Below are 21,489 nucleotides of genomic sequence, written 5' to 3' on the forward strand. Positions count from 1 at the left end.
CCAGGAAGGCTGCAAGCGGGTCTGGCGCGGGTGCGCGGCTGCCCGCGGCCCGCGCCTGGCCCTTATTTGTCCAGCACGATGCGCAGCATGCGGCGCAGCGGTTCGGCCGCGCCCCACAGCAGCTGGTCGCCAACGGTAAAGGCCGAGAGATAATCGCCGCCCATCGACATCTTGCGCAGGCGGCCCACCGGAATGCCCAAGCCACCCGTCACGGCAGCCGGCGACAGTTCGCGCATCGAGGCTTCGCGCGTGTTCGGCACCACCTTCACCCACGCGTTGTGCGAGGCGATGATGTCGTTGATCTCGTCGAGCGGCACGTCGCGGGTGAGCTTGATCGTCAACGCCTGCGAATGGCAGCGCATGGCGCCGATGCGCACGCACAGGCCATCCACCGGAATCGCGCGGCTGGCGTAGCCTTCGCCGCGCCCCAGGATCTTGTTGGTCTCGGCGCCAGCCTTCCACTCTTCTTTCGACTGTCCATTGCCCAGGTCCTTGTCGATCCACGGAATCAGGTTGCCGGCCAGCGGCACGCCGAATTGCCTGGTCTCGTCGCCCGAGAAGCCATGCTGGGTCGCCAGCACGGTGCGGTCGATCTCGAGGATGGCCGACGCCGGGTTGTCCAGCAGCGGCTTGACCGCGCCGTTGATGCTGCCGAACTGGGTGAGCAGTTCGCGCATGTGCTGAGCGCCGCCGCCCGATGCCGCCTGGTAGGTCATGGAGCTCATCCACTCGACCAGGCCTTGCTCGAACAGGCCGCCCAGGCCGATCAGCATGCACGACACGGTGCAGTTGCCGCCAATGTAGTTCTTCACGCCGCGCGCCATGGCGTTCTTGATCACTTCTTTGTTCACCGGGTCGAGCACGATGACGGCGTCGTCGTTCATGCGCAGGGTCGAGGCGGCGTCGATCCAGTAACCGTTCCAGCCGCTGGCGCGCAGTTGCGGGAACACCTCGCTGGTGTAGTCGCCACCCTGGCAGGAGATGATGATCTCGCATTTCGACAGCTCGGCGATATCGCTGGCGCTCTTGAGCGTGGTCTCGTTTTTCGCCATTGCTGGCGCGGCGCCGCCCGGGTTCGAGGTGGTAAAGAACACCGGCTCGATGTGCTCGAAATCGCCCTCTTCCTGCATGCGCTGCATCAGGACCGATCCCACCATGCCGCGCCAACCTACCAGGCCTACTAATTTCATATCTTTCCTCTACTGGTTGAATCTGTTTTCATTGAAGAGCGGCCACGACGGCGTCGCCCATCTCCCGGGTGCCGACCTTGCGGGTACCCGCTTCGTAGATGTCGGGGGTGCGCAGCCCCTGTGCCAGCACGCGCTTGACGGCCGCCTCGATGCGCGCGGCCTGCTCGCTGCGGCCAAAACTAAAGCGCAACATCATCGCAGCAGACAGGATGGTCGCCAGTGGATTGGCCACGCCATTGCCCGCGATATCGGGCGCCGAACCGTGCGAAGGTTCGTACAGGCCCTTGTTGTTCGCGTCGAGCGAGGCCGAGGGCAGCATGCCGATCGAACCGGTGAGCATGGCGGCGGCGTCGGACAGGATGTCGCCAAACATGTTGCCGGTGACGAGCACATCGAATTTCTTCGGGGCGCGTACCAGTTGCATGGCGGCGTTGTCGACATACATGTGCTCGAGTTCGACGTCAGGGTATTCACGGTGTACCTCGGTGACGATGTCGCGCCAGAACTGGAAGGTCTCGAGCACATTGGCCTTGTCGACGCTGGTCACGCGCCGATCGCGCTTGCGCGCCGCCTGGAAGGCGACATGGGCGATGCGGCGAATCTCGCCTTCGGCGTAGCGCATCGTGTCGAAACCTTCGCGCTGCCCCTGGAACGGGCCGTCCGGGCACTCGCGCACGCCGCGCGGCTTGCCGAAATAGATGTCGCCGGTGAGCTCGCGGATGATCAGGATGTCGAGGCCCGACACGACCTCTGGCTTGAGCGTGGAGGCGCCGGCCAGCTCTGGGTACAGGATGGCCGGACGCAGGTTGGCGAACAGGCCGAGCTGCTTGCGCAGCCCGAGGATGGCCTGTTCGGGACGCAGCGCGCGCTCGAGCTGGTCGTACTGGTAGTCGCCGACGGCGCCGAACAGCACCGCGTCGGCGTCCTGCGCCAGCTTCAGGGTGCTCTCGGGCAGTGGGTGGCCATGCGCGGCGTAGCCGGCGCCGCCCACCGCAGCGGTCTCCATCTCGAACGGCTCGCCCAGCGCCTGCAGCACCTTGACCGCTTCGCTCATGATTTCGGGGCCGATGCCGTCACCCGGCAAAATTGCTATCTTCATGCAGTCTCTTTCAGATCGTGTTGGCCAGCCACGGCTGGGCCGCCAGGTGTCGCTGCTCGAAACTGCGAATGGCGTCCTGGTGGCGCAAGGTCAGGCCGATGTCATCCAGGCCATTGAGCAGGCAATACTTGCGGAAGTCGTCGATGGCGAAGCCGTACGACAGGCTGGCATCGGCGCTCGTGAGCAGCTGCTGTTCCAGGTCGACCACCAGCGTGAACCCGGGGTTGGCTTGCACTGCCTGGAACAGGCCGTCAACTGCCGCTTCGGGCAGCACGATCGGCAGCAGGCCACTCTTGTAGCAATTGTTGAAGAAGATGTCGGCAAAACTCGGCGCCACGATGGCGCGGAACCCGAACTGCTGCAGCGCCCAGGGCGCATGCTCGCGCGAGGAGCCGCAGCCGAAGTTCTTGCGCGCCAACAGGATCGAGGCGCCGGCATAGCGCGGCTGGTTCAGCACGAAGTCCGGGTTGCGCGGACGGTCGGTGCAATCCTGGCCCGGTTCGCCGTGGTCCAGGTAGCGCCATTCGTCGAACAGGTTGGGGCCGAAACCGGTGCGGCGAATCGACTTGAGGAACTGCTTCGGAATGATGGCGTCGGTATCGACATTGGCGCGATCGAGCGGCGCGACCAGCCCTTGGTGTACGGTAAATTTATCCATCTGCCTTTCCCTGTCTTGACCCGTGCGGGCAAGCGTGCTTGCCTGCTTTGTGCCCTCGTTCTTGTACCTTGTTACCTGCCGCCGGCGCCGGTGACGACCTGGCCGACTTTCTGCACATCCCGGCCGATGCCCGAAATGGTGTTGCAGCCGCTGAGGAAGATGGCGGCGATGGCCAGTGCGAAGATTTTTTTCATGATGATCCTGGGGTTCAAAAATAAGAATTAAAACGGGTTAACGATTCAGAGTGCGCGCACGTCGACAAAGTGGCCGGCGATTCCCGCCGCCGCCGCCATCGCGGGCGAGACCAGGTGGGTGCGGCCTGCCTGGCCCTGGCGCCCTTCGAAGTTGCGGTTGGAGGTCGAGGCGCAGCGCTCGCCCGGCTCGAGCCGGTCGGCATTCATCGCCAGGCACATCGAGCAGCCCGGCTCGCGCCATTCAAAGCCGGCATCAATGAAGATGCGGTCCAGGCCTTCGCGCTCGGCCTGTTCTTTCACCAGGCCGGAGCCCGGCACCACCATTGCCAGCTTGATGCTGGGCGCACGCTGGCGGCCGCGCACGACATCGGCGGCGGCGCGCAGGTCTTCGATGCGAGAATTGGTGCACGAACCAATAAAGACCTTGTCGATCGCGATGTCCTCGATCCGGGTATTGGGCGCCAGGTCCATGTAGGCCAGCGCTTTTTCCATCGCGTCGCGGCGTACCGCGTCGTGCTCGTCGCGCGGATCCGGCACCTTGCCATCGATCGAGGTGACCATTTCGGGCGAGGTACCCCAGGTGACCTGCGGCCGGATGCTCGCCGCGTCGAGTGTGACGACGGTATCGAAACTGGCTCCTGCGTCGGAATGCAGGGTGCGCCAGTAAGCGACCGCGTGCTCCCAATGTTGTCCCTTGGGCGAGAACGGACGGCCCTTGACGTAATCGATGGTGGTGTCGTCCACCGCCACCATGCCGGCGCGCGCGCCAGCTTCGATGGCCATGTTGCAAACCGTCATACGGCCTTCCATGGACAGCGCGCGGATCGCCGAGCCGCCGAATTCGATGGCGTAGCCGGTGCCGCCGGCGGTGCCGATCTGGCCGATCACGGCCAGCACGATATCCTTGGCGGTCACGCCCGGCGGCAAGTCGCCCTCGACCTGCACCAGCATGGCCCTGGATTTCTTGGCCAGCAGGGTTTGGGTGGCCAGCACATGCTCGACTTCGGAGGTGCCGATGCCGTGCGCCAGGCAGCCAAAGGCGCCGTGGGTGGAGGTATGCGAATCGCCGCAGACCACCGTCATGCCTGGCAGCGTCGCCCCCTGCTCCGGGCCGATCACATGGACGATGCCCTGGCGCTTGTCGTTCATGTTGAAATAGGTCAGGCCGAAGCTGCGCGCATTGGCGTCGAGCGTCTCGACCTGCAGGCGCGAGATGGGATCTTCGATGCCCTGCGCGCGGCCGGTGGTCGGCACGTTGTGGTCGGCCACCGCCAGGTTGGCGGACGTGCGCCACAGGCCGCGCCCGGCTACGCGCAAGCCTTCGAAGGCCTGGGGACTGGTGACTTCGTGCACCAGGTGACGGTCGATATACAGGACCGTGGTGCCATCGGCGTCGGCACGCACGACATGCGAATCCCAGAGTTTGTCGTAGAGCGTTTTTTGCATGGTCAATCCAAGATCGCGCCCCGCCAATGCGGAACCGGATTTTGATTATGCCATAATTGTGCAGTGCCGCACAAAGCAGGGCTAGCGCATTTTTCTGCTAATCAACGCAAATTCATGCAAATTTAATTTGCATATACAACTTTTCTTGCAAATAAAAAAAGCCTGCGCGTCATGCACAGGCTTTTAAATGCGCTTTGGTCACGCTGCGTGTCAGGCCGCCAGCCTTACATTGCTGCGGCAGCCATCCATCAGGAACGACAGCCCCACCACCAGCACCAGTTCGCCCTCGGCCGAGCGCGCGGTACCAGTGATGCCGTCGACGCTCAGGGCGGTCATTGGCTTGATGACCAGGTCGGCGGTGCCATCGACCGCACTCACCGCCAGGATATACGGCTGTGGCGCGTTGATGACAATGCCGACACGTTCCGAGCAGGCCTCGTAGCCGAGCGCCAGTGCCAGCGAGCGCACCGGCAGCGGACGGCCCTGGTCTTTCAGCACCGGGGCGCCGCCCACGCATTGGAACTCTTCCGGCAGCTCGACGACGCGCTCGACGACGGCCATCGGCAGCGCCAGCGAGGCGCTCGAGGTCGACACCAGCATGGTCGGCACGATCGACAGTTCGATCGGCAGGCGGATGGCGAACTTGGTGCCATGGCCGAGCGAGGAATCGATGCGGATCGCGCCGCGGTTCTTTTCCACCGCCGTCTTGACGACGTCCATGCCCACCCCGCGGCCCGAGACCGACGACGCCACTTCTTTCGTCGAGAAGCCCGGCAGGAACACCAGTTGGTAGGCATCGTCGTCGTTGGGCGCACCGTTCTCGCCGATCAGGCCCTTGTCGATTGCCTTCTTGCGCAGCTTGATCGGGTCCATGCCCTTGCCGTCGTCTTGCAGCACGATCATGACGCTGTTGGCTTCCTGCCAGGCCTTGAGCAAAATGAAGGCCTTGGCCGGCTTGCCGGCGGCGACCCGCTCCTCGGGCGACTCGACCCCGTGGTCGAGCGCATTACGCAGCATGTGCACCAGCGGATCGTACAGGCTGTCCACCACGACGCGGTCGACTTCGGTCTCGGCGCCCTCGATGGTCAGCTCGACGTCCTTGCCGAGGTCCTTGGCCAGCTCGCGCACCAGGCGCGGGAATTTCTGGAACAGGCGCCCGACCGGCTGCATGCGCGTCGCCAGCGTCGCGCGCTGCAATTCGGCCGAATAACGCGAGGCGCGCTCGAGCGTTTCGGTCAGCGTCGCGATCAGGGCTGCGGCGTGGCCTTCGAACTTGAACTGCTGCAGGCGTTCGAGCAGCACGGCGGCCTGGTTCGCGGCCTGCACCGATTCGCCCGCCACTTCCAGCAGCGCGTCGAGCTTGACCGCATCGATACGGATGCTTTCGTCCTTGGCCGGCGCCGCGGCGGCGCGCGCGTCGGCCACCTTGGCGTCGGTGCGGCGTTCGGTACCATCCCAGCCGGCCGGTCGGGCGCCGCCTGCGGTAGCAGCGGCGGGAGCAGCAGCGGCGGGGGCGCTGTCAGCCTGGACAGCAGCTGGCGCGCCAGCCTGGACAGCCGCGGCGGGCACCGCGATCGCGGCACCCGCCGGCACCACGGCGTTGTACAACGCGGTCCAGTCGGGGCCAGCCGGGCCATCGGTGCTGACGGCGGCGACCGGCGCGGCGGCAACCGGCGCCACGGCAGGCGCCGGCGCGGCGGCAGGTGCGGCGGCGGCACTCTTGCCTTCGATCGCATCGGTCAGGATGCGCTCGAGTCCTTCCGGCATCTGCGCCAGGCCTTCCGGCGGGGTGCCGTTGTTCAGGTCATTGAGCTGGTCGGCCACGAAGCCCGACGCTTCCAGCGCCGCTTCGATCGCCAGCGGCGTCACCGGCGCCTGGCCCGTGCGCAGTGCGTCGAACAGGTTCTCGGTCAGGTGGCAGGCCGCGACCATCGCAGGCAGGCCCATGAAACCGGCACCACCCTTGATCGTGTGGAAGGACCGGAACACCGCGTTGAGCGTTTCCTTGTTGTCCGGGTCGCGTTCGAGGCGCAGCAAATGTTCTTCAACATTCACCGCAAGGTCCATCGCCTCGACGACGAAGTCCTTGAGCATATCGTCCATTAGAATCCCAGATCGGCGAGAAGGTCGTCAACGTTGTCCTGGTCGAGCGCCGCTGACGGCACCGACGGGCCCTGCATCAGCACCACGTCTTCCTGTGGCGCTTCTTTCTTGGCCAGCTTTTCCTTCAGGTCGGCCGGCGCGTGGTCGCGCAGCAGCTGTGCCAGCTCCGACTCCACGGTCTGGGTGATCTTGACGACCTTCTTGATCAGCTGGCCGGTGATGTCCTGGAAGTCCTGCGCCATCATGATTTCGAGCAGGCGTGCCTTCTCGGCTTCGGTGGCAGCGTTCACGGCGCCGGCAAACTGGCGCGCATCGCCGGCCAGGGCCTTGAATTCGTCCAGGCTCAGCTTGCCCGCGAACAGGTCGGACCAGCGGTTTTCCATATCCTTGGCCTGCTTCGACAGCAGGTCTTGTGCCGGCATGCCCTCGTCCAGGGTGTTGAGCACCTTGTTGGCGGCCTGCTCGGTCAGCGTGGCAACATATTCCAGACGGTCCTGGGCGTCGACGATGGCCGACGAGGCCTCGGTCAGCGCCTTGTCGTAGCCGAGCTCGCGCAGCGAATCGTGCAGCAGACGGACAATGCCGCCGAGGCGTTCGAACATGCCGCCCTCGCCGTCACCGGAGGCGCTGCCAGCAGCCGGTGCCGGCGCTGGTGTCGGCGCGGCCGCAGCGGCAACAGGGGCGGCGGTGGCGGCGACCTGGTCGAACAGCGATTCGAGGTCGTCCTCGTCCGCTACGGCGTTCGCTTCGGCAGCGGGCGCGGCGGCCGGCGCCGGGGCATCGGCGGGCGCACTGCTGCGCTGGGCAGCCACTTCCTCGAATAGTGCGTCGAAATCGTCAGCGGCGTCAGTCATAATCCCTGCTTCTCCATGGTGTTTGGTTCGCGATGTGCGTGTGCGTCGGTCGGTGCTGCGGCCACCTGCCCGCGCAATCGGCGGAGTTAACAGATGGTGAGATTGTGCATGGAAGTGTAGCAGTGTGGTTGCCGCAGGTAAATGTCGGCGAGAGCAACGCAACAAATTGGACAAGAAATCTTAATTCCGCGACAATCAAAACGCACGGTTCCTGCATGTTTTCGCATGAGAGGTGTTGTTTTTCGTATCGCGATCGCCTTTGCTCCGGTAAAGTCGCGCGCCAAACCGGCTGCCCGATGTTTGATCGAGCTCAACAGTTTGCGTTCCCGCAATAGCCGCCACGCCCCAGACGCCCCAGAATGGCGTGGCCCACTGGAGGAGTCAACCATGTACCGAAAAATCCTGATCGCCACCGACGGCTCGGCCGTATCCCAGCATACGGCATGCGCCGGCGTGAAATTTGCCCAGCAGATGGGCGCCGAGGTGCTGGCCCTGTTCGTCGCGCCCGGTTACCAGTATCCCGTCTATGTCGAGATCATCCCGCCCTCCTACCCGAGCGAAGAAGAATACATGGAGCAGATGCGCCGCCTGGGCCAGGACTACATGGGCAAGATCATGCGCGCGGCCGAGGAGGCTGGCCTGAAACATGCCTGCATGACCGCGTTTTCTGATAGCGCGGCACTGAAAATCGTCGAGGTCGCCGAGCAGGAAAGCTGCGACCTGATCTTCATGGGCTCGCACGGCCGCAGCGGCTGGGGCCAGCTGCTGCTGGGCAGTGTTACCAATAAAGTGTTGTCACACACCACCAAGCCGGTGCTGGTGCACCGCCTGATCAGCGAACCGACCGCCACCTGACGGCTGGACGCAGTTTCCGAGGACAAAGCATTTTGTAATACGATGTCAGTCTTCGATAATTACCGGCAATCATGCCGGACGGGATAGTCATGATTCGAATTGTCATTGCCGACGACCACACCATCATGCGCGAAGGTCTCAAGCGCATCCTCGACGGCGCGCCGGATATCGACATCGCCGGCGAAGCGACCAATGGGTTCGAGGTGCTGGCCCAGGTACGCGAGGGCGGTTTTGACCTGCTGCTGCTCGATTTGTCGATGCCGGGTCGCAGCGGGGTCGACCTGATCCGCCAGATCCGCAGCGAAGCGCCCAAGCTCGCAATCCTGATCCTGACCATGCATGAAGAAGAACAGTACGCGGTGCGTGCCATCCGCGCCGGTGCCCAGGGTTACCTCACCAAGGAGAGCGCAGGCACGCAACTGGTCGGTGCCATTCGCAAGGTGGCTTCGGGGCGACCTTATATCAGCACCGAAGTGGCGGAGCAACTGGCGCTGAACATCATGGCGCCTAATGAACAAATGCTCCATAAACAGTTATCGGACCGCGAATTCGAGGTGTTTTCGCTACTCGTCAGCGGCAAGTCGATCACCGATATCGCCAACGGCCTGCACCTATCGGTCAAGACGGTCAGCACCCACAAGACCCGCATCATGCAAAAGATGGGCATGAATTCGCTGTCGGAAATGGTGCAGTACGCGGTCGCGCACCGGCTGCTGGCTCCGATGAAGGCCTGAGTACGCACCGGGTCGAGTACCAAGGGCGAACATATTTAGACACGTAGCCACGCTATTTGTGCCACTCCCCGGCGCAAACAGCCCCCTGCGCCCTGCCCTTGCGCGTCATCGCATTTTTGCACCCTCCCGCTGACTTTCCCTCTGGCCCCCGCTGCCGCGGGTCAGACGATTCCTACAAAGCTGCGATCCCTCCTACCTACATATTCAGTAGCCGCTGATATCCGTGCCGGACTCGTGTTGGCATACTGAATTCAACGTTTCGACTTGCTTGCGATCCAAGTCCCAGCGTGAGCCAACCTGCGGCGGGGTCCGCCTCTACAACGCCGGTTGGGTCTGCGCCTCGCGGTCGCCGCCTGCAACCCAAGATTTTTCACCTGGAGATGAGCATGCAGTCCCAGTCAACGACAGAACAACGCAACGCCAGCCAGCCCACCCTGCATTCGCCCATGGAAGCTGGCCGCCAGCGCCAGGGTCGTCTCTGGTCCAACCTCAAGGAAGTCTGCGACCTGCTGCGCATTCCTGCCAGCGTATCGATCAACTCGGAAGAACTGCTGTTCCAGCATGTGCAATTCAAGACCGGCCAGCGGGTCCACACCATCGGCCAAGCTTTCGACACCCTGTATATCGTCAACTCGGGCTTTCTCAAGACCGTGCTCATCGACGAATTCGGGAACGAACAAGTGCTCAGTTTCCCCATGAAGGGCGACATGCTCGGCGTCGACGGCATTCACACCCGTCACTATGCATCCGAAGCCGTGGCCTTGTCCGATTGCGACTTGATCTTGCTGCCATTCAAGAAACTCACCGCGCTCGGCCGCGTGCACGCCGAGCTCGAGAACATGATGTACGGCGTCATGAGCCGCGAACTGGTGCGCGAGCAAACCATGATCGGCATGCTCGGCGCGCTGTCGGCCGAAGCCCGGGTGGCGCGCTTCCTGGTATCGCTGGCCGACCGTTTTGCCGCCATGGGATATTCCAGCAAGCTGTTCAACCTTCGCATGACCCGCCACGAGATCGGCAGTTATCTCGGCCTGACGCTCGAAACGGTCAGCCGCACGCTGTCGGCCTTCAATGAAATCGGCCTGATCACCGTCGACCAGCGCACCATCGGCATCAAGGACGCCGATGCGCTCAAGACGCTACGCCGCCTGCCCCCATCGCGCTCGCGCACCAAGGGCCCGCCAAGAAGGCCGAGCTCGACCAGGCGGGTGACGGCCAGGTACTGGCCACCGCATAAGCCGCGTTCCGAGCTTGCAAAAAGGCCGGCGTCCCCAGGGGCGCCGGCCTTTTTTCGTTGCGGCCATCGAGCCGCGCACCCACGACTTACTGGTCGCGCGTGAGCACGCCATTGTTCACGCGCACGCGGTCACCCTGGCGCAGGCCCGGGTCGTTATCGTACTGCAGGGTCTGGGTTGCTCCGTTGGTGGTGTAACGCACCACTACCTCGTAGCGCTCGGCCTTGTTCATATTGCGCTCGATATTACGGCCGGCCAGGCCGCCCGCCACCGCGCCGGCGACCGAGGCAGCGGTACGGCCGCTGCCGCCGCCGACCTGGTTGCCCAGCAGTCCACCAATGAGGGCGCCGCCGACCGTGCCCAGGTAATTGCCATTACCCGATACTTCGATCAGGTTCACCGCTTCGACGGTGGCGCAGTTGGTGCAATAGCGCGCTACGCGCTGCTGCTCGGCGCGGGCCGCGACCAACAAGGGACGGGCCAGTACCGAAGTGGTAGAGCGGCCATTGGCGCGAATGGTAGCGGTCACGCGGCTGTCCGCGGTAATGACATCGCGGTTACGGACCGTATAGATGGCTTCGTATTCGCCCGGACGCACTTCTGGCAGGAAGAACACGCCACGGGTCCCGGCGATTGCCACTTCGGCGCGCGCGCCCGGGGTGCCGACCAGGGTAAAGCGCAGTTCGTTGCCCGGGCCAAGATCGGGTGCGCCCTGCACGTCGAAACGCTTGATTGCCAGGTTTGAAGCCAGTTGGCCGCGGCGCTCGCCGCGCTGGGCGTTGGACGCGAGCACCGATTCGCTCAGCAGGCTGGTAGCAACCTGGTTGCCGAGGCGCAGATTGGCGGTCACGCCGCTGCTGGCCTTGATGCGGTCGCGGCTGCCGATGGTATAGGTGCCGGTGTACTGGCCCGGCTCGACTTCGGTCAGGTACAGGTTGCGGGTAGCGCCGTCGATGCGCAGCGTGGCGGTGCCGCCCGCGCTGCCGTACAGGTCGAAATGCAGCTCCACGCCCGGTGTCAGGCTGCGCACTTCTTCCACATTGAAGCCGTTGATGATCGGGCCGTAGGCGCGGTTGTTCTGGTATTGCTGGGCCTGGACGGCGGCGCCGCCGAGGGCGACGGGGCCGAACGCCACGATGGTGGCGAAGACCGCTTGCAGCAGGGTGCGCAGATGCATGGTGTTATCTCCGGTATGGATGCCGCACAGGGGTGTGCGCCAATACGACATTAGTCCAGACGGAACTTACGCCTGAGCCCAGCAAGAGTCGGTTCGCTAACGTACGCAGTGAACCGCCTCGCCCGAGCTCACATAGATGGTGTCGCCGGGTTCCGGACGGATCGCGTGGCCGCCGGTAAACGAACCAAACGAGGGCAGGATCATGCGGTTGCGACCAACCACGAAACAAGGCAGGCGCAAGGCGTCGAAGCGGGTAGCCAGCACATACACCGGATGGATGTGGCCAGCCAGCGCATAGCCCGCGCCCTCCCCCATGGCGAGATCCGGGTGATGGCACAGGGCGAACGGACCGAGCGCATGCGGCTCGTCCACCAGCGCGATCCCGAGCGCCCGCGCAGGGTCGCCCGCATGGCGGTCGTGGTTGCCGCGCACAAGGGTCAGCGCCAGCGCGTGGCGGCGCTCGCGCCAGGCCAGCATCGCGGCCTGGGTAGCGCTGGCGTGGGCCGCGCGCGCATGTAGAAAGTCCCCCAAAAAGACCACCTGGCGCGCCCCATGCGCATCGATCAGCGCGTCGAGCCCGGCGAGGTTTTCGCTGGTGGTCCCGCGCGGCACTGGCACGCCCAGCGCGCGGAAGGCGGCCGCCTTGCCGAAGTGGATGTCGGCGATCACCAGCATCTGTTCGGCCGGCCAGTACACAGCCTTCTCGGGCAGCAGCAGCATGGTTTCGCCGGCAATGCGCAGCGCCAGGCTGCCGGCGCCGGTTCCGGTCTCGGTCTCGGTCTCGGTCGTCATACGGCGGCCGCCTTTTCGAGCTCGCGCACCATGCGCGCGACCCGGTCGGACAGCTTTTCGGTGCTGACCTTCTCGCGGAAGCGCTCGACCATCAGTGCAAAACCAAAGGGCGTGGCGCGCTTGACCTCGCAATAGGCGACGCGGCGCCCGTGCAGCTCGCCGAGCGTCTCGCGCAGGCGCGTCAGTTCCAGCTCCTGCTCCAGCACTTCGCGCTGGGCCTGGGTCAGCAGCAGGTTGCCGGCGTCGTGCTTGCGAAAGACCTCGAAGAACAGCGACGACGACGCCTGTAGCTGCCGGTTCGATTTCGGCTGGCCGGGATAGCCCTGGAAGACCAGGCCGGCGATGCGCGCAACCTCGCGAAAGCGCTGCTGCGACAACTGCGTGGCGTTCAGGCTGCCCAGCACGTCTTCGAGCAGGTTCTCGGTGCTGAACAAGGCAACGCCGGCCCCGGTTGCGGCAGCAAGCAATCCTTTCCAGTCCACCGGTTCCGGGCTCAGCAGTTCGAAGCCGTAATCATTGATCGCGATCGAAAACGTCGACGGCTGCAGGCGCCCGACACGGTAGGCCAGCAGCGAGGCCAGGCCCATGTGCACCGAACGCCCACCGAATGGAAACACGAACAAATGCCAGCCTTCGCGGCTCTTCATGCTCTCCAGGACCAGGGTCTGGCTGGTAGGCAGCGCCGACCAGCGGCACTGGATCTCGATCAGCGGGCGCAGCGCCTGCATTTCCGGCCCCTCGAAGCGTCCCTCGGCGGCCAGCCGCAGTTCTTCCAGCGCGGCGTGCGCCAGTTCGGACGACATCGGCATCTTGGCGCCCTGCCAGCGCGCGATGGCGCCGCGACTGCTGGTGGCGCGCTTGACGAAAGCGGTCATCTCGTGGACCCGGACCAATTCCAGGATGCGCCCGCCAAACAGGAAATGGTCGCCCGGCGTCAAGCGTGAAATAAACGATTCTTCCACGCTGCCGATCCGGCCACCACTCATGTATTTCACCGAGATCGTCGAATCTGACACGATGGTGCCGATGCCCATGCGGTGGCGCCGGCCGATCGCGCTGTCGGGCACGCGGTAGACACCTTCTTCGTCGGGCAGCACGCGGCGGTATTCCGGATACACGGTCAGGCTCTGGCCGCCGCGCGCGACGAAGTCCAGCGCCCACTGCCATTCTTCTTCGCTCAGATGGCGATAGGACCAGGCGCGCTTGACTTCCTGGTACAGCTGCTGCGAGGTAAAGCCGCCGCCCAGTGCCACCGTCACCAGGTGCTGCACCAGCACATCGAACGGCTTGTTCGGCACATAGCGGCCCTCGATGCGGCGCGCCGCCACCGCCTGCTTGGCGCCGGCCGCTTCCAGCAGCTCCAGGCTATGGGTCGGCACCAGGGTCAGGCGCGAAACCCGGCCCGGCGCGTGACCGCTGCGCCCGGCGCGCTGCAGCAGGCGCGCGATACCCTTGGCGCTGCCAACCTGCAGTACCCGCTCGACCGGCAGGAAATCCACGCCGAGGTCCAGGCTGGCGGTACAGATGACGGCCTTGAGCTGGCCCTTCTTCAGGCCCAGCTCGACCCATTCGCGCACCTCGCGGTCGAGCGAGCCGTGGTGCAGCGCGATCACACCGGCCCAGTCGGGCCGCGCTTCGAGGATATGCTGGTACCAGAGCTCGGACTGCGCGCGGGTATTGGTAAACACCAGGGTCGCGTTGTAGTGTTCGATCTCGTCGATCACCGGCTGCAGCATCTGCAGGCCCATATGCCCGCCCCAGGGAAAGCGCGCGACGTTCTCGGGAATCAGGCAGTCAACCTGGATCTGCTTGCGCAGGTCACCCTCGATGAGTACGCCCTCGTCGGCGCCGAGCAGCACCTGGCGCGCCAGGTCGAGGTTGCCCATCGTGGCCGACACGCCCCATACCAGCAGCTCGGGTCGCCACTGGCGCAGCCGCGCCAGCGCCAGCTGCACCTGCACGCCGCGCTTGCTGCCCATCAGTTCGTGCCACTCATCGATCACGATCATGTCCAGATGCTTGAACTGCTCGGCGGCCGCGGCGTGGCTCAGCATCAGCGACAGGCTCTCTGGCGTAGTCACCAGCGTGGACGGCATGCTCCTGGTCTGGCGCGCGCGTTCGCTCGACCCGGTGTCGCCGGTGCGGGCCCCGATGGTCCAGGCCGGTGCCAGCTCGGCCGCCGACTGTTCCAGCGCGCGCAGGGTATCGGCCGCGAGCGCGCGCATCGGCGTGATCCACAACACGCGCAGGCCACTGGTCTTGCGGCCCTTGGCCAGGGCCCCGCGCTGCAGGGCGGCGAACCAGACGGCAAAGGTCTTGCCGGCGCCGGTGTTCGCGTGCAGCAGCCCGGATTGACCGGCCAGCGCCGCCTTCCAGAGCGCGCGCTGGAACGGAAAGACTTTCCAGCCGCGCGCGGCGAACCAGTCCTTGACGACGGTGGGGGTCGGGCCGCTCATGCACCCGTGGTCACAGGCGCGAACGGACGGGCGGGCGGTCGTGGGCTCCGGTCGTGGATCATGGTTAGGCTCATGCGCATGGGCAGGTTCAGGGTCGGTCCCGGACGGCGCCGGATGCCGGCCGAGTCTAGCAGATAGCAGGCCTGGTCGGCGCAGGCCAGCGGCGCGCTCAAGCAGCAGCTGCCGCCAGCAGCCCCTTAAGCGTGTCGAGCGTGTCGGCCTCGATTACCGGCTTGTCCAGGCGGCGGCGCAGGATGCGCGGGAAACGCACCGCGACACCGGCCTTGTGGCGGCTCGACAGCGCGATGCCCTCGAAACCAAGTTCGAACACCATCGTCGGCTTGACCGAGCGCACCGGGCCGAATTTCTCGAGCGTGGTCTTGCGCACCACATTGTCGACTTGCGCAATCTCGGCATCGGTCAAGCCGGAATAAGCCTTTGCAAACGGTACCAGTTTGCGCTCGTCGCCCTCGCCGTCCCAGACCGCGAAGGTGTAGTCGGTGTACAGCGAGGCGCGCCGTCCGCTGCCCGCCTGGGCATAGATCAGCACCGCATCGACCGTATAGGGATCGACCTTCCACTTCCACCAGGTACCGACATCCTTGGTGCGCCCCACGCCATATTGGGCCCCGCGCGCCTTGACCATCATGCCCTCGACGCCGCGCCGGCGCGACTGTTCGCGCAGCGTCGCCAGCTCGGACCAGCTGCCGGCCTGGATCAGCGGCGAGGTGCGCAGCTGCGGCGAGGCGGCAGCCATGACTTCGGCTTCCATCAGCGCGCGCCGCTCGTGCTGGGGCAGCGCGCGCAGGTCGACACCGCCCGATTCGAGCAGGTCGTAGCAGCACAGCACCGCCGGCAGCTCGCCCAGCAGCTTGGGGCCGATGGTCTTGCGGCCAATGCGCTTTTGCAGGTCGGAAAACGGCGCCGGAATCGGGTTTTCGGGCTGCCAGATCAGTACTTCGCCATCGAGCACGGTGCCTTCGGGAAGGACCACCCTGGCCAGCTCGGGGAAGCGCTCGGTGATCAGGTCTTCGCCGCGCGACCACAGGTAGTTCTGGCCGCCGCGGCGCACCAGCTGGGCGCGGATGCCGTCGTATTTCCATTCCACCTGCCAGTCGGCGAGCTCGCCCAGGGCCGCCGGCTCGCCCTGCAGCTGATGCGCCAAGAAGAACGGGTAAGGCTGGCCGCCGCGCAGCTTGTGCTCCTCGTCGGACTGGGCAGCAATCAGCTGCAGGAAGCTGCCGGCAGTGGGCCGCACCGAATTATCGGTCCAGCCCATCAGGCGCTGCGCGATCAGCTTGCTGTCAACCGCGGCGATGGCCGCCAGCGCGCGCGTGACCAGCAGGCGCGATACCCCGACCCGAAAACCGCCGCCGATCAGTTTCACGAAGAGAAAGCGCTCCCGCCAGTCCAGCTCGTCCCAGGCCGCGAACAGCGCCTCGCGGATGGTGCCGGGGTCGGCGCCGCGCAAGGGGCCGATGCGGGTCTCCATCCATTCGGCCAGGCCAACATCGCTGCGGCGGCTGGGAGCCGGCAGGATATGGGCGATGGTTTCGGCCATGTCGCCGACCGCATGGTAAGACTCGTCGAACAGCCATTCGTCGAGCGCCGCGTATTCGATCGCGTACTGGCGCAGCAGCTTGGTCGGCACCGCCTGGCGCGGCTTGCCGCCAGCCAAAAAATACACTGCCCAGGCGGCATTCTCGGGCGCCGCCCGCGAAAAATACTGCTGCAGGGCGTCGAGCTTGCGGGTAGTAGACGTGGTTTCGTCGAGTTCGGCGTACAGCAGGGCGAATTCACGCATCGGCTTCCCCGGTGGCCGCTGGCGCGGCTGCAGCCGGGGGCGCCGCTTCGTGCTCGTCTTCGTCGCCGTATTCGGTATCGAAACCCTTGGCATCGAGCCCGTTCTGGCATAGCCAGCGCACCATCGTCGGAATCGAGCCGTGGGTGACGATCACCTGCTGCGCCTCGGTGGCCTTGATAGCGCTCATCAGGCCGGGCCAGTCGGCATGGTCGGACAGCACGAAGCCGCGGTCCACCCCGCGGCGGCGGCGCGCGCCACGCAGCAGCATCCAGCCGCTGGCGAAAGAATCGCTATAGTCGCCGAAGCGCTTCATCCAGGACGACCCGCCAGCCGAGGGCGGCGCGATCACGATGGCCCGGCGCAGCGCCGCCTTGTCGATGTCGCTGACCATGACCGTTTCTGGCAGCTCGACGCCGCCGGCGCGGTAGACGCGGTTGAGTGGTTCCACCGCGCCATGGCAGACGATCGGACCGATCGAGGCGTCCAGACGCGACAGGATGCGCTGGGCCTTGCCGAAGGCATAGGCGAACACCACGCTGCAGCGGCCGTCGTCCGCGTTCTTGCGCCACCAGGCGTTGATCTCGTCGATGGTCTGCTGTTCCGGCTCCCAGCGGTAGATCGGCAACCCGAACGTCGATTCGGTGATGAAGGTGTCGCACACGACCGGCTCGAAGGGGGCGCAGGTCTTGTCTGGCTCTACCTTGTAGTCGCCCGAGGCCACCCAGACTTCGCCGCCGCATTCCATCCGCACCTGGGCCGAACCGAGCACGTGGCCCGCCGGATGGAGCGAAATCGCCACGCCATTATGGGTGACGGTCGCGCCGTACTCGATGCCGTCGATATGGATATCGCTGCCCAAACGCGACTTGAGCACGTTGACGCCGGACGCCGTCGACAGGTAATGCCCATGTCCGACCCGCGCATGGTCGCCATGGGCGTGCGTGATCACGGCCCGGTCCACCGGGCGCCAGGGGTCGATATAGAACTGCCCCGGCACGCAATACAGCCCCTCCTTGCGCACGACTACCATGTCTCCCATGCGATTCTTTCCTCAGTGAGCGAGTCGATTTGCTACCCGGCGCGCCGGTTCAAGTCTGTTCAAGCCGGCACCAGGAATTCGGCCAGGAAGGTACGCGGCTCTTCTTGCCCTTCAAATTCCAGCGTCACCTGGTCGCCGGCCACCGCCACCACCGTGCCCGCGCCGAATTTCGGCGACCTGGCGCGCGCGCCGACCTCGAACGGCGAACTGGTCGGCGCCGCAGTGGGCTCGCGGTCGAATTCGTCGTCGCGGATCTCGATGCCGACGGTGAGCGACTGCGCCGGCGGATTCACGCAGTTATCGCATTTGCAGCACTTCTCGAAGCCGTCGACGGTGTCGTCGAAATAGTCGAGCAGCAGCTTCCAGCGGCAGAAGCCGCTGACTGCATAGCCGACCATCTGCTCCAGCGCCGCGCGGTCGCGCTCGGACTTTTGAACGTAGACGGCGGCCAGCTCCTCGAAGATGCCCGGCGCCGGCTCCCTGCTCGACACCATGAATTCGAGCTTGCGGTTCTGGCGCAGCAGCTTGCCGTCCTTGAGCAGCTTCAGGCAGACCTTGAGCTTGGCCTCGCCAGCTTCTTCCAGCGCCTCTTCCAGGCGCCCGGTAATGACGGCGCCCTCTTCGGCCAGCTCGCGCACCACCGAATACACCGTATGCAGCTCGGCCGCCGCCGGGTAGTGCTTGACCAGGAAGAATTGCTGGATGCGCTTATCGCCCTGCAAGAACAGCAAGGTGCACTGCGCATCGAGCCCGTCGCGGCCGGCGCGTCCCGATTCCTGGTAATACGCCTCGAGATTGGCAGGAATCTGCAGGTGAATCACGAAGCGGGTATCGGGCTTGTCGATGCCCATGCCGAAGGCATTGGTGGCGACCATCACGCGCCGCTCGCCACGCATGAACATGTCCTGGTTCAGCTTGCGCTGCCCCGCCGCCAGCTTGCCATGGTAAATGGTGACCGATTCGCCCGCCTCTTCGAGCACGGCCAGCATCTCTTCGGCTACCTTGACGGTGGCGGCATAGACGATGCCGACGCCTTCGCTGTCTTGCACCAGCTTGCGCGCCTGGGCGTATTTTTCCTGCATATTCGTGACCTGCACCACGCTGTAGTGCAGGTTGGGCCGGTAGATGCCGGTATTAATGACGTTCATCTTGCGGCCGAGCTGCTTGCCAATGTCGGCAATGACGTCTTCGGTCGCGGTGGCTGTCAGCGCCAGCACCGGAGGCTTACCCAGCGCATCGATGACGGCGCCCAGGCCGATATAGGCCGTGCGGAAATCATGGCCCCATTGCGAAATGCAGTGGGCTTCGTCGATGACGACGATGTCGAGCGTGATCGTCTTGAGCAGCGCGATGAATTCCGGCGACACCAGGCGTTCGGGCGTACAGAACACGATCTCGCACGATTCGGTGGCGATCGCCGCGAGCGCCGCGGCTTCTTCTTCGGCGTTCAGGGTACTGTTGACCTGCACCGAGCGGATGCCGAGTTCTTCCAGTTTTTCCAGCTGGTCTTTCATCAGCGAGATCAGCGGCGAGACGACAATCGTGATCCCCTTGAGCATCTTGGCCGGAATCTGGTAGCACAGCGACTTGCCGCCGCCGGTGGGCATGATGGCCAGCGTGTCGTGTCCGTCGAGGACGCTGTCGATGATGCGTTGCTGGCCGTCGCGCAGTTGCTCGATCCCGAAGGTGGAGCGCAGCAGGCGGCGGATGGTGTTGCGGCGCACGGCGAGCAGGCCGCGGTGCAGGAGCTTGGTGTCGAGTCTTGTCATGGTGACAGCGACTGTATGCCGGCCCATGCGCACACACTATAGGACGCAGCCTACCTGCCCCGTAGGAACTCAACTTATCAATGTAGCGAAAATGTCACAAGGGTTATTCCTACAGAGCGAAGGAGCGTTGACCGATAGTTACCGCCGGTGCCAGGCCATAAAATGGCTTCATCGACATTACGTATATAAACGCTTGGGAGAATCATCATGGCACGCCACCACCCTATGACCTGGACCGCAGTCCACCTGGCCCTGGCCAGTGCCGCAACCTGGTTGCTGGTCGAAAGCGACGCCCTCAGTGGCGCGCTGATGGTAGCCTTCCACTAAGCCGCTTTCGCGACATGCGCATGCCCGTGCGGCGTGCCCATTATTGAAAAAAGCCCCCGGCAGATCAGTCGGGGGCTTTTTTTACAACTGGCAAAAAAGCGGGCCGCGCGGCCCGCCCTGCATCAGGCAGCCTTGGCTTGCTCGGCCGGGGCTTGCTCTTCCACCGGCTGGCGCATCAGGTAGTCGAAGGCCGACAGCGACGCCTTGGCCCCCTCGCCCACCGCGATCACGATCTGCTTGAATGGCACCGTGGTCACGTCGCCTGCAGCGAATACACCCGGAATCGAGGTCATGCCGCGCGCATCGACTTCGATCTCGCCGTGCGCCGACAGGTCCATCGAGCCCTTGAGCCATTCGGCATTGGGCACCAGGCCGATCTGCACGAACACGCCTTCCAGGTCGACCCGGCGAACTTCTCCACTGTTGCGGTCCTTGTAGGAAAGACCGTTGACGATCTGGCCGTCGCCATGCACTTCGGTGGTCTGCGCCGACTTGATGACGGTGACATTCTTGAGCGAGTAAAGCTTGCGCTGCAGGACCGCATCGGCGCGCAGTTCGGCGCCAAATTCGACCAGGGTCACTTGCTTGACGATGCCGGCCAGGTCGATTGCCGCTTCCACGCCCGAATTGCCGCCGCCGATCACGGCCACGCGCTTGCCCTTGAACAGCGGACCGTCGCAGTGCGGGCAATACGCCACGCCCTTGTTGCGGTACTGCTTCTCGCCGGGCACGTTGATCTCGCGCCAGCGCGCACCGGTGGCAATGATCACCGACTTCGATTGCAGCACCGCGCCGCTTTCGGTATGCACTTCGATCAGCTTGCCCTCGACCAGCTTGCTGGCGCGCTGGGTATTCATGATGTCGACTTCGTAGTGCTTGACGTGTTCTTCCAGCGCGACGGCGAATTTCGGGCCGTCGGTTTCCTTCATCGAGACAAAGTTCTCGATGGCGAGCGTATCGAGCACCTGGCCGCCGAAACGGTCGGACAGCACACCGGTACGAATGCCCTTGCGGGCGGCGTAGATCGCCGCTGCCGCGCCGGCCGGACCGCCGCCGACGATCAGCACGTCGAACGGCTCTTTCGTATTGAGTTCAGCAGCCTTGCGGGCGCCGGCATTGGTGTCGATCTTCGACAGGATTTCTTCCACGCTGGTACGGCCCTGGCCGAAATGCTGGCCGTTCAGGAACATCATCGGTACCGCCATGATCTGGCGCGCTTCGACTTCGTTCTTGAACACGCCGCCATCGATGGTGACGACCTTGATGCGCGGGTTAATCACCGACATCGAATTGAGCGCCTGCACGACTTCCGGGCAGTTATGGCAGCTCAGCGAGATAAAGGTTTCAAAGACATAGTCGCCTTCGAGGTTGCGAATCTGTTCGATGACCGCGGCGTCGAGCTTGATCGGGTGGCCGCCCACCTGCAGCAGCGCCAGTACCAGCGAGCTGAATTCGTGGCCGAGCGGAATGCCGGCAAAACGCACGCCGGTATCGGTGCCGACGCGGTTGATGGCGAACGACGGCTTGCGCTCGTTGGCATCGTCGCTCTGGCGAACCGTGATCTTGTCGCTCAACTCGGCGATTTCGCGGAGGAGTTCATCCATTTCGCGCGCTTTCGGCGAATCATCCAGCGATGCAACGAGCTCAATCGGCTGCACCACTTTTTCGAGATAGGCCTGCAACTGCTTCTTGAGGGTTGCGTCCAGCATGATATTTTCCTTGAATGGGGGGTAACTAGACCAAAAAACTAGACCAGA

At 64.5% G+C, this 21,489-nt stretch carries 17 protein-coding genes; 3 read left to right on the forward strand and 14 right to left on the reverse strand.

Annotated features, from left to right (window positions below):
• Nucleotides 1-62: 62 nt before the first annotated feature.
• The 7 genes from asd to NRS07_RS14520 all read right to left on the reverse strand — a co-directional run bounded on the left by asd (nucleotide 63) and on the right by NRS07_RS14520 (nucleotide 7,544).
• Nucleotides 63-1,190 (reverse strand): aspartate-semialdehyde dehydrogenase, encoded by a 1,128-nt coding sequence (asd, locus tag NRS07_RS14490; protein WP_259208115.1) that lies wholly within the window; start codon nucleotides 1,188-1,190, stop codon nucleotides 63-65.
• Nucleotides 1,191-1,218: 28 nt separating this feature from the next.
• Entirely contained in the window at nucleotides 1,219-2,289 is a 1,071-nt protein-coding gene (gene leuB, locus NRS07_RS14495; RefSeq protein WP_259208117.1) for a 3-isopropylmalate dehydrogenase, read from the reverse strand.
• Between the two features lie 10 nt (nucleotides 2,290-2,299).
• Nucleotides 2,300-2,947 (reverse strand): 3-isopropylmalate dehydratase small subunit, encoded by a 648-nt coding sequence (gene leuD / locus NRS07_RS14500; RefSeq protein ID WP_259208118.1) that lies wholly within the window; start codon nucleotides 2,945-2,947, stop codon nucleotides 2,300-2,302.
• Between the two features lie 71 nt (nucleotides 2,948-3,018).
• The gene (locus NRS07_RS14505; protein WP_259208121.1) at nucleotides 3,019-3,141 is read right to left on the reverse strand and encodes a lipoprotein; all 123 of its coding nucleotides are present in this window, start codon (nucleotides 3,139-3,141) and stop codon (nucleotides 3,019-3,021) included.
• A 45-nt stretch (nucleotides 3,142-3,186) separates the two neighbouring features.
• A complete protein-coding gene (leuC, locus tag NRS07_RS14510; protein WP_259208122.1) occupies nucleotides 3,187-4,587 on the reverse strand; it encodes a 3-isopropylmalate dehydratase large subunit in 1,401 nt (466 codons plus the stop codon).
• A 210-nt stretch (nucleotides 4,588-4,797) separates the two neighbouring features.
• Nucleotides 4,798-6,690: a chemotaxis protein CheA gene (locus NRS07_RS14515; RefSeq protein WP_259208124.1), complete on the reverse strand. Its 1,893-nt coding sequence runs from the start codon at nucleotides 6,688-6,690 to the stop codon at nucleotides 4,798-4,800.
• The gene (locus tag NRS07_RS14520) at nucleotides 6,690-7,544 is read right to left on the reverse strand and encodes a protein phosphatase CheZ (RefSeq protein ID WP_259208126.1); all 855 of its coding nucleotides are present in this window, start codon (nucleotides 7,542-7,544) and stop codon (nucleotides 6,690-6,692) included. Before NRS07_RS14520 ends, NRS07_RS14515 begins: the two co-directional genes overlap by 1 nt.
• Before the next feature lie 387 nt (nucleotides 7,545-7,931).
• On the opposite strand from NRS07_RS14520, the gene NRS07_RS14525 reads away from it, so the two are divergent.
• From NRS07_RS14525 to NRS07_RS14535, 3 genes are all read left to right on the forward strand, one after another.
• Nucleotides 7,932-8,399, forward strand: a complete 468-nt coding sequence (locus NRS07_RS14525) for a universal stress protein (protein ID WP_259208128.1) — start codon at nucleotides 7,932-7,934, stop codon at nucleotides 8,397-8,399.
• A gap of 89 nt (nucleotides 8,400-8,488) precedes the next feature.
• A complete protein-coding gene (locus tag NRS07_RS14530; RefSeq protein ID WP_259208131.1) occupies nucleotides 8,489-9,133 on the forward strand; it encodes a response regulator transcription factor in 645 nt (214 codons plus the stop codon).
• A gap of 446 nt (nucleotides 9,134-9,579) precedes the next feature.
• On the forward strand, nucleotides 9,580-10,473 hold the full coding sequence (locus NRS07_RS14535) for a Crp/Fnr family transcriptional regulator (RefSeq protein ID WP_259213258.1): 894 nt from the start codon (nucleotides 9,580-9,582) through the stop codon (nucleotides 10,471-10,473).
• On the opposite strand, the gene NRS07_RS14540 is transcribed toward NRS07_RS14535, so the two are convergent.
• The 7 genes from NRS07_RS14540 to ahpF form a co-directional block, all read right to left on the reverse strand.
• Complete coding sequence (locus tag NRS07_RS14540; protein ID WP_259208132.1) at nucleotides 10,457-11,545, reverse strand: glycine zipper 2TM domain-containing protein; 1,089 nt, start codon at nucleotides 11,543-11,545, stop codon at nucleotides 10,457-10,459. The genes NRS07_RS14535 and NRS07_RS14540 overlap by 17 nt on opposite strands.
• Nucleotides 11,546-11,641: 96 nt before the next feature.
• A complete protein-coding gene (gene pdeM, locus NRS07_RS14545) occupies nucleotides 11,642-12,337 on the reverse strand; it encodes a ligase-associated DNA damage response endonuclease PdeM (RefSeq protein WP_259208136.1) in 696 nt (231 codons plus the stop codon).
• Nucleotides 12,334-14,793, reverse strand: coding sequence for a ligase-associated DNA damage response DEXH box helicase (locus NRS07_RS14550; protein ID WP_259208139.1), 2,460 nt, complete (start codon nucleotides 14,791-14,793; stop codon nucleotides 12,334-12,336). The genes pdeM and NRS07_RS14550 overlap by 4 nt, the downstream gene beginning before the upstream one ends.
• Before the next feature lie 169 nt (nucleotides 14,794-14,962).
• Entirely contained in the window at nucleotides 14,963-16,597 is a 1,635-nt protein-coding gene (locus NRS07_RS14555) for an ATP-dependent DNA ligase (protein ID WP_259208140.1), read from the reverse strand.
• Nucleotides 16,590-17,636 carry a ligase-associated DNA damage response exonuclease gene (locus tag NRS07_RS14560; RefSeq protein ID WP_259208142.1) on the reverse strand — a complete coding sequence of 349 codons (1,047 nt, stop codon included), beginning with the start codon at nucleotides 17,634-17,636 and terminating at the stop codon, nucleotides 16,590-16,592. The genes NRS07_RS14555 and NRS07_RS14560 overlap by 8 nt, the downstream gene beginning before the upstream one ends.
• A gap of 59 nt (nucleotides 17,637-17,695) precedes the next feature.
• Nucleotides 17,696-19,405, reverse strand: coding sequence for an ATP-dependent DNA helicase RecQ (locus NRS07_RS14565; RefSeq protein WP_259208144.1), 1,710 nt, complete (start codon nucleotides 19,403-19,405; stop codon nucleotides 17,696-17,698).
• Nucleotides 19,406-19,854: 449 nt separating this feature from the next.
• Nucleotides 19,855-21,441, reverse strand: a complete 1,587-nt coding sequence (gene ahpF / locus NRS07_RS14570; protein WP_259208147.1) for an alkyl hydroperoxide reductase subunit F — start codon at nucleotides 21,439-21,441, stop codon at nucleotides 19,855-19,857.
• Between the last annotated feature and the right edge of the window lie 48 nt (nucleotides 21,442-21,489).

This window comes from Massilia sp. H6, assembly GCF_024802625.1.
Classification (GTDB): domain Bacteria; phylum Pseudomonadota; class Gammaproteobacteria; order Burkholderiales; family Burkholderiaceae_D; genus Telluria.